We start from the raw sequence: 9371 nt of genomic DNA, 5'->3' as shown, positions 1-9371 counted from the left end.
CGTGTCAGTCGACATTGCAGTCGCTGACAGATTGCATTCGCGAGCAGGCTCGCTCCCACAGGGTGATGCCGGGTTTTTCAGCCAGGGCTATCGAGATTCAGATGCAGATTATCGATCAACCGCGTGGTGCCGAGGAACGCGGCTACCAGAATCACCAAATCACGATCTTGCGCTGTCGCCGGACGCAAGGTCAGGGCATGGCGGATTTCCAGGTAATCCGGGCGCAGGCCTGCGGCTTCCAGTTGTTGCAACTGAGCGCTGATCAGCGCCGGGAAGTCGCGCTCACCTTGCTGGATCGACTCGGCAATCGCGCTCAGGCTGCGATAGACCACCGGTGCCACTGCGCGCTGTTCTTCGCTGAGAAAGCCATTGCGCGATGACAGCGCCAGGCCGTCGGCTGCGCGCACGGTCGGTTCGCCGATGATCTGGATCGGCATGTTCAGGTCATGCACCAGCGCGCGAATCACCGCCAGTTGCTGGTAGTCCTTCTGGCCGAAAATCGCCAGATCCGGCTGGACCATGTTGAACAGCTTGCTGACGACGGTCGCCACGCCTTCGAAGTGCCCCGGACGGCTGGCGCCGCACAGGCCTTCGGACAATTGCGGCACGCTGACCCGAGTCTGCCCGGCCATGCCGTCTGGGTACATTTCCTCAACGGTCGGGGCGAAGAGCAGCGAGCAGCCGGCTTCGAGCAGCTTTTCCTGATCCGCCGCCAGCGTGCGTGGGTACTTGTCGAGGTCTTCGCCGGCGCCGAACTGCAGCGGATTGACGAAAATGCTCGCGACCACGAAGTCCACGCGTTGGGTGGCTTTGGTGATCAGCGCGACGTGACCGCTGTGCAGGTTGCCCATGGTCGGCACAAAGCCGATGCGCTTGCCTTCGCTGCGGGCGCGGGCCACAGCGGCGCGCAGTTCGCGTACGGTTTTAACGGTGTTCATGCAGAGAATCCGTGTTCGATGCCAGGGAACGTGGTGGCTTTGACTTCGTTGACGTAAGCCTTCAGCGCAGACTGGATGCTGTCCTGACCGAGCATGAAGTTCTTGACGAATTTAGGTACGCGGCCAGTGATCGACAGGCCGAGCATGTCGTGCAGCACCAACACCTGACCGTCGGTGGCGTTACCGGCGCCGATGCCGATGACCGGGATCTTCACCGCCTGGCTGATTTCGGCAGCCAGTTCGCTCGGTACGCATTCCAGTAGCAGCATGGCGGCACCGGCCTGTTCCAGCGAGATTGCGTCAGCGCGCATCTGCCGCGCCTGGTTCTCGTTGCGGCCCTGCACTTTATAGCCGCCAAGAATGTTCACCGCTTGCGGGGTCAGGCCCATGTGCGCGCAAACCGGCACACCACGCTCGGCGAGCAGACGAATCGACTCGGCCAGCCACAGCTGACCTTCGACCTTGACCATGTGCGCACCGGCCTGCATCAGCATGGCGCTGTTAGTCATGGTTTGTTCAAGGGTGGCATTGGCCATGAACGGCAGGTCGGCGAGGATCAGGGCATCGCTGTTGCCGCGTTTGACGCAAGCGGTGTGGTAGGCCATTTCTGCGGTGGTCACCGGCAACGTGCTGTCGTGACCCTGCAGGACCATGCCGAGGGAGTCGCCCACCAGCAGCACTTCAACACCGGCCTCATTGCAGGCGTGGGCGAAGGTCGCGTCATAGCAGGTCAGCATGGTGATCTTTTCACCTTTCTGCTTGAGGCTCTGGAGCGTGGTCAGGGTGATGGCTGGCATGTAAAAAATCCTCGTTCAGGCGCTCTGGAAACTACTGCGAGTAACGCGCGTGATTCTTCATCTACTCAGGCGCACGCTCTTTTGTCGTGCTTATAAGGCCTGGATTGCGCCCGTATGTGCCGGGTTGGCGGCAGCGGGACGCCTATAGTCGTGATGAGCCAACAGGAAGTCAATTGCGTGTGTTACCGCATTGTTACGAGGGGAGTGTTACCGGCGTTACTGATGCGATTCAGCGGCGCGGCGGGGCTGATTCGCGGGGTTTTTGTCCGACAATAAATCTGGATATGGAAAGCTATTCCAGTAGGAGCTGCGGAACGCTGCGATCTTTTGATCTTGATTTTGAAGATCAAAAGATCGCAGCGTTCCGCAGCTCCTACAAGGGATTTGTGTCAGGCGTGGGGGAGGCGTTCCAGGCCGACGAACGGGCACGCGGCCAGCAAGTCGGGCAGGCTGCGGCCATCGGCCAGACGCAGATCCTGCGGAGCCAGTTCTGCGAGGGGATACAGAACGAACGCGCGTTCCTGAATCTGGTAATGCGGCACTTTCAGGCGTGGTTCGTCGATCAGTCGGTCACCGAACAGCAGGATGTCCAGATCCAGCGTACGCGGGCCCCAGCGTTCCAGACGTTCGCGGCCCTGATCGTTTTCGATGGCTTGCAAGGCATCGAGCAGTTCAAGCGGTGCGAGCAAGCTGTCGAGCGCCGCGACCGCGTTGGTGTAACGCGGTTGGCCTGGCAGCAAGGAGTCGCTTTGATAGAAGGCGGAAACGCCAGCGAGTGTGGTCTGCGGCAAGTGCCCCAGCGCCTCGACGGCGCTGCGTAACTGCTCGGCCGGGTCAGCGAGGTTGCTGCCCATGCCGATGTAGATGCGTTCCATTGCCTTACTCGCCTGTCGCGCTCGGGGCGCCGGCGCGTTTGCGCTTGGATCCGCTGCTGCGGCGACGTTTGCGCGGAGCACCGCTGGCGTCATCGCCCTTGCCGCTGAGGTCGCGAATCATGTCGCGGCGTTCGCTGTCGTTGGCGTCCTGATAATCCGTCCACCATTCGCCCAGGCCGTCCGTTTCTTCGCCCGCGCTTTCACGCAACAGCAGGAAGTCGTAACCGGCGCGGAAACGTGGGTTGTCCAGCAACAGGTCGGCGCGTTTGCCACTGCGGCGCGGCAGGCGCTCCTGCATGTCCCAGATCTCGCGGATCGGCATGGTGAAGCGTTTTGGAATCGCAATGCGCTGGCACTGTTCGGCGATCAGCTCGTGAGCGGCTTCCTGCATTGCCGGAATTGGCGGCATGCCACGCTCTTGCAGACGCAACACGCGGGCTGGCAGGGCCGGCCACAACAGCGCAGCAAAGAGGAACGCCGGTGTCACCGGTTTGTTCTGCTTGATGCGCAGGTCGGTGTTGGTCAGTGCTTCGCTGATCAGCGTGTGGGTGTATTCCGGATTGTATTCCAGCGCATCGGCACTGGCCGGGAACAGCGGCGAGAACAGTTGCAGATCGACCAGCATTTCGAAGGTGATCGCGCCGTGGCCGGAGAGGAACAGCTTGAGCACTTCCTCGAACAGGCGCGCCGACGGAATCTCGCGCAGCATCGGCGCCAGTTCGCGAATCGGTTGCACGGTGTGCTTCTCGATACCGAAGTTGAGCTTGGCGGCGAAACGCACCGCGCGCAGCATGCGCACCGGGTCTTCCTGGTAGCGCTGCTTCGGATCGCCGATCAGGCGGATCAGGTGATTGCGAATGTCGTGCACGCCGTTGGCGTAATCGAGAATGCGTTCGCTGACCGGATCGTAATACAGGGCGTTGATGGTGAAGTCGCGGCGTTGCGCGTCTTCTTCCAGCGTGCCGTAAACGTTATCGCGCAGAATCCGCCCGCTCTCGTTACGTGAAGACTGGTTGCTGTCTTCGTCGTCTTCGTTGACCGGGTGGTTGGCGCGGAAGGTCGCGACTTCAATGATTTCGCGACCGAAATGAATGTGCACCAGTTTGAAGCGACGGCCAATGATCCGCGCATTGCGGAATTCGGCACGGACTTGCTCGGGGGTGGCGCTGGTGGCGACGTCGAAATCCTTGGGCGTGATGCCCAGCAGCATGTCACGCACGCAACCACCGACCAGATAAGCCTGGTAGCCGGCACCTTGCAGGCGTTCGACGATATTCACCGCATAGCGGCTGAATTGCGTTTTCTGCAGCGAATGTTGGCCGCTGTTAAGCACTTCAGGGGTGCTGCGGATGTGTTGCGTACGACGCACGGGAGTTCGGAATGACTGGAACAACTTCTTCAGCATGGGATGCACTGTTTGAAGGAATGTTCGGCCATACCAAAGAATGACCGCATGATGGGCGCAGATTCTAGCATTTAGTCGGGGGATGGTGTAGGAGACAGCAGATTCGAGCTGAAAGCCGCAAGCTGCAAGGGTGAAGCGGGGGTAGAGCGGAGGATTTTTTACAGAAGGGAGAAACTACAAGGGGAGCCGAAGCTCCCCAAGAAGTAGTTGCGTGCTCTTTTTATTATTGATTCGGGCTTTTTGTTTTTGTTAAGTGCCCTCGCCACGAAGTGTTTCCTTCGTGACCCTCCCAATCGGGAGCCAAGAGCAAACGGATTGCTTTGGTCGCTGAATTGCAGTGATCTCTCGATCCAACCAGTACAGGCTCTGTCTTAGGACAGTTTTTGTTGTTCTCGGCCTGGTCGTGGGGCAAGCCCCAAATACAACGCCTCTCCAAAAGAATCAGTTAGCTGCGCCTCTCGCCGTCTTGTTTTTATTGTGCGTGAGTCGATTCGTCTTATTTTTATTGTCTTGTGCATTGCTTGTTATTGTTCTTGTACCAAACATATAGCAGGGGGCGTGCCAACTTTTGTGAAGTCCAATAAAACAAGGGGTTAGGTCGATATAACCGTTTGCTCGGGGCGAAAAAAAGCCGGGGTTTCGTTACCGATAACCCCGGCTTCTGTTACGTGAAAGGACTGAGGTAACAGTTTTTTCACATCCTCAAGCGTTACCCGCACGCTCCACAGGTAACGTTCAGCTTTCGCTGGCGACCCCGGTCTTGCGCCGTGGGATGCCCAGACGCTGACGGCGTTCCCACAGACATTTACGGCTGACGCCCAGTTTGCGCGCCAGTTCGGTCTCGGTCATGTGGTCCTGATGCTCGAGCACGAAGTGCTGGAAGTAGTCTTCCAGTGACAAGTCTTCGGTCGGCTCATGGCTGCTGTTGCTGGCGTTACCCGCTGTTTGCGGGGGCAGACCGATGAACTCGTCGTCTTCCAGATCGCTCAGCTCGATGTCGATGCCCAGCAGGTCGGCGGAAATCTCCGGGCTTTCGCTCAGAATCACTGCGCGCTCGACCGCGTTCTCCAGTTCACGCACGTTACCCGGCCAGGAATAATGCCGGATCGCCTGTTCGGCATCGGCGGCAAATTTCAGGTCGGTACGGTTGATGCGCGCACTTTGGCGAGCGAGAAACGCATTGGCGATCTCGTTGACGTCAGCGCCGCGCTCGCGCAGGGCCGGCAGTTTTAACGCGATCACGTGCAGACGGTAATAAAGGTCTTCACGGAACTGGCCGATTTTCGCCAGGCTCTTCAGGTCCCGGTGAGTCGCCGCGATCAGGCGCACATCGACTTTCTGCGACTGCACCGAACCGACCCGGCGAATCTCGCCTTCCTGCAATACGCGCAGCAGGCGGGCCTGAGCTTCAAGTGGCAACTCACCGATTTCGTCGAGGAACAACGTGCCGCCATCCGCTGCTTCGACCAGACCGGCACGCCCGGCGCTGGCGCCGGTGAACGCACCTTTCTCGTGGCCGAACAGTTCCGACTCGATCAGGCTTTCCGGAATGGCTGCGCAGTTCACCGAAATCATCGGCGCCTTGGCGCGTTTCGACAGGTTGTGCAGGGCGCGGGCCACCAGTTCTTTACCGGTGCCGGACTCGCCCTGGATCAACACATTGGAATCGGTCGGCGCGACTTTGCGGATCTTGCTGTACAGGTCCTGCATCGGTGGGCAGGAGCCGATGATGCCGATCTCGCCGTTGCTGTTGTCGACGGCAGATTTGCCGTTGCCATTGGCCGGTTTGCTGGCAACCGCTTCGCCGGCAGCCGGTGCTGATTGGCGATCACGCAGGATTCGCGCCACAGCCTGAAGCATTTCATCGTGGTCGAAAGGCTTGGCGATGTAGTCCACCGCGCCCATCTTCATCGAGTCGACCGCCGAGCGCAGGCTGGCGTAACTGGTCATGATCAGCACCGGCGTGCCCTGGCCCAGCTTGATCAGCTCGGTGCCCGGCGCGCCCGGCAAACGCAGATCGCTGACGATCAGATCGAACGCAGGAATGGTGAAGCGTTCTTGTGCTTCCTGCACTGAACCGGCTTCGCTGACCTGGTACTGGTTGCGTTCCAGCAGGCGGCGCAAGGCGGAGCGGATAATTGTTTCGTCTTCGACGATCAAAATGTGCGGCATTGATTCGATACTCTCGACGGTCTCAGTTCACAGCGGACGTCGCTTCGACATGACGCGGTAAGGTCACCCGGATACGGGTGCCGCGTTGGCTTTGTACATCAGCCGGGCTGTCGATGGTGATTTGTCCATAATGCTCTTCAACGATGGAATAGACCAGTGCAAGGCCCAGACCGGTGCCTTCGCCAGGATCCTTGGTGGTGAAGAAGGGTTCGAACAATCGGTCCATGATGTTCTTCGGAATACCGCTGCCTTCGTCTTCGACGATCAGATCGACCGTGTGTTCGCCGGCTTCGCTCTTGACCCGTACCGCACTGTGCGGCGGCGAGGCGTCGCGGGCGTTGGAGAGCAGGTTGATCAACACCTGGGCAAGCCGCTGCGGGTCGCCCTCGACCCAGTGATCAGGATCGCAGAGGTTGTAGAACTGGACTTCGAAATTGCGTCGGTTCAGCGCCAGCAGGCCGATCGCATCTTGAGCGACCTCTGCCAGACAAACGGGCTCGTCACTGTGCTGATGGCTGCCGGCGTGGGCGAAGCTCATCAGTGACTGGACGATGCGTGACACACGTTTGGTCTGTTCAAGAATCTGCCCGCTGATTTCCGTCAGTTCGCCGTCGTCTTCGCGTTCTTCGCGCAGATTTTGCGCCAGACAGGCGATGCCGGTGATCGGGTTGCCGATTTCGTGGGCCACACCCGCCGCGAGACGACCAATGCTGGCCAGACGCTCGGAGTGCACCAGTTTGTCTTCGAGCATCTGCGTTTCGGTCAAATCTTCGACCAGCAGCACCAGGCCGCTGTTACCCGGTGCCAGCGGCTCGTCAATCGCCGCTTTGTGCAGGTTGAGCCAGCGCGTCTGGCCGTCGAGGGCCAGGTGCTGTTTGTGCAAATGTTCGTCGGGAAGGTTGATGAAGCCCTGCAGCAATTCCTTCCACGGCTCGCCGATGGTACTCAGGCGCGAACCAACTACGCGTTGCGCGGCGATCCCGGTGAGTTCTTCCATGGCCTTGTTCCACATCAGGATCTCTTGATCCTTGGCCAGCGAGCAGACGCCCATCGGCAGTTCCTGCAAGGTCTGGCGGTGATAACGGCGCAGAGCATCGAGCTCGGCAGCCAGACCTGTGAGACGCGAGTGGTAATCCTCGAGACGGCTTTCAATGAAGTGAATGTCTTCGGTCACATAGTTTTCGCCGCCAGCCTTGTACGGCAGAAAGGTTTCCACCATGTCCTGCGCCACGCTCGGGCCCATCAGGCCGGAGAGGTTGGCTTCGATGCGGTCACGCAAACGGCGCAGTGCATACGGGCGGCGCTCGTCGAACGGCAGATAAAGGTCACGCAGGGCTTGCTCGACTTCTTTCTGTGCAGCCTTGGCACCCAGCGGTTTCGCCAGTTGTGTGGCGAATTCCTGTGGCGAAGCGGCGTGCAGCTCACGGCGCTGCGGACGACGGACGTTATCCACCGCGCAAGCTTCGGCAGCGCTGGCTTCTTCGGGACTGGCGTTGGTGAACAGCGAGATCAGGGTGAACATCAACACGTTGGCGGCGAGCGAAGCAATGGCCGCCATGTGCCAACTGGTGTCATCGAGCACGTAAATCATGTTCAGCAGCGGGATGTAGAAACCCTGCAGATTGCCGACCAACGGCAGCAGCATGGTGACTACCCAGACCAGAATCCCTGCCAGCAGCCCGGCAATAAAACCGCGACGGTTGGCGGTCGGCCAGTACAGCACCGACAACACGCCGGGCAGGAATTGCAGGGTCGCAACAAACGCGACGATGCCGAGGTTGGCCAGATCCTGTTCGGCGCCGAGCATCAGGTAGAAGCCGAAACCGGCCATGATGATCGCAACGATCAGCGCCCGACGGGTCCACTTCAGCCAGCGGTAGATGTTGCCTTCGGCTGGCGGCTGGTAGAGCGGCAAGACCAGGTGGTTCAGCGCCATGCCCGACAGCGCCAGGGTGGTGACAATGATCAGACCGCTGGCCGCCGATAAACCGCCGACATACGCGAGTAACGCCAGCGGTTTGCTGTTGGCGGCGATGCCGATGCCGAGGGTGAAGTATTCCGGATTGGTTGTGGCGCCGAGTTTGAGGCCGGCCCAGAGAATCAGCGGCACTGCCAGGCTCATCAGCAGCAGGAACAGCGGCAAGCCCCAACTGGCACTGACCAGCGAGCGCGGGTTGAGGTTTTCGGTAAAGGTCATGTGATACATGTGCGGCATCACGATTGCCGAGGCGAAAAACACCAGCAGAAGCGTGCGCCACGGGCCCTCCTGCAACGGCGTGTGCAAAGCGGCGAGGGCGGTCTGGTTTTGCAGCAGCCATAGTTCAAGTTGCTGCGGGCCGTCGAACACACCGTACAGCGCGTAAAGGCCGACGCCACCGAGGGCGATCAGTTTGATCACCGATTCGAAGGCAATCGCGAACACCAGTCCCTCGTGCTTCTCACGCGTGGCGATATGCCGGGAGCCGAAGAAAATCGTGAACAGAATGATCAGCGCACAGAACGCCAACGCCACGCGGCTCTGGACCGGCTCGCCGGTCAGAATGCCAATGGAGTCGGCCACCGCCTGAATCTGCAGCGCCAACAGCGGTAAAACCCCGATCAGCATGAAAATCGTGGTCAGCGCGCCGGCCCAAGTGCTGCGAAAGCGGAACGCGAACAGATCCGCCAGCGACGACAGTTGATAGGTGCGGGTGATTTTCAGGATCGGATAGAGCAGCACCGGCGCCAGCAGAAACGCGCCGGACACGCCGAGGTAACTGGAAAGAAAGCCGTAGCCGTACTGATAGGCGAGGCCGACCGTGCCGTAAAACGCCCACGCACTGGCGTAAACCCCCAGCGATAACGTGTAGGTCAGCGGGTGGCGAATGATCGCCCGCGGGATCATGCCCCGTTCGCTGATCCAGGCAACGCCGAACAGCACTGCCAGGTACGCGGCGCTGATCAGGATCATCTGGGTCAGGCTAAAGCTCATCGGCATCTTTTTGGCTCTGCAGGATGAAGGTCACGACTATGAGGATCAGCCAAAGCAGATAGGGGCGATACCAGGCGCCCGTAGCGTCGATCCACCAATCCATGATGGCGGGGGAAAACAGATAGATCCCCACGACTAAAAGCAGGACCAAGCGATAGATGTACATCCCGGCCTCTCTTTTTTATGCGCGTGCCCGAAAACGTGCGGCGATGG

At 59.8% G+C, this 9371-nt stretch carries 7 protein-coding genes; all 7 read right to left on the bottom strand.

Annotated features, from left to right (window positions below; genetic code table 11):
• Positions 1–77 precede the first annotated feature (77 nt).
• Positions 78–938, bottom strand: coding sequence for a pantoate--beta-alanine ligase (gene panC, locus M9827_RS22035; RefSeq protein WP_250607129.1), 861 nt, complete (start codon positions 936–938; stop codon positions 78–80).
• Positions 935–1735 carry a 3-methyl-2-oxobutanoate hydroxymethyltransferase gene (panB, locus tag M9827_RS22030; RefSeq protein ID WP_250607128.1) on the bottom strand — a complete coding sequence of 267 codons (801 nt, stop codon included), beginning with the start codon at positions 1733–1735 and terminating at the stop codon, positions 935–937. The genes panC and panB overlap by 4 nt, the downstream gene beginning before the upstream one ends.
• A gap of 389 nt (positions 1736–2124) precedes the next feature.
• A complete protein-coding gene (gene folK, locus M9827_RS22025; protein ID WP_250607127.1) occupies positions 2125–2610 on the bottom strand; it encodes a 2-amino-4-hydroxy-6-hydroxymethyldihydropteridine diphosphokinase in 486 nt (161 codons plus the stop codon).
• 4 nt (positions 2611–2614) lie between these two features.
• Positions 2615–4015, bottom strand: a complete 1401-nt coding sequence (locus M9827_RS22020) for a polynucleotide adenylyltransferase PcnB (RefSeq protein WP_250607126.1) — start codon at positions 4013–4015, stop codon at positions 2615–2617.
• A gap of 735 nt (positions 4016–4750) precedes the next feature.
• A complete protein-coding gene (locus tag M9827_RS22015) occupies positions 4751–6187 on the bottom strand; it encodes a sigma-54-dependent transcriptional regulator (RefSeq protein ID WP_250607125.1) in 1437 nt (478 codons plus the stop codon).
• Positions 6188–6209: 22 nt separating this feature from the next.
• Complete coding sequence (locus M9827_RS22010; RefSeq protein WP_250607124.1) at positions 6210–9164, bottom strand: sensor histidine kinase; 2955 nt, start codon at positions 9162–9164, stop codon at positions 6210–6212.
• On the bottom strand, positions 9148–9324 hold the full coding sequence (locus tag M9827_RS22005) for a hypothetical protein (protein WP_003176118.1): 177 nt from the start codon (positions 9322–9324) through the stop codon (positions 9148–9150). The genes M9827_RS22010 and M9827_RS22005 overlap by 17 nt, the downstream gene beginning before the upstream one ends.
• Positions 9325–9371 lie beyond the last annotated feature (47 nt).

Source organism: Pseudomonas sp. AKS31 (assembly GCF_023634765.1).
Taxonomy (GTDB): domain Bacteria; phylum Pseudomonadota; class Gammaproteobacteria; order Pseudomonadales; family Pseudomonadaceae; genus Aquipseudomonas.
Note: the sequence above shows the minus strand (reverse complement) of the source record. Positions and strands in the feature narration are given on the sequence as shown.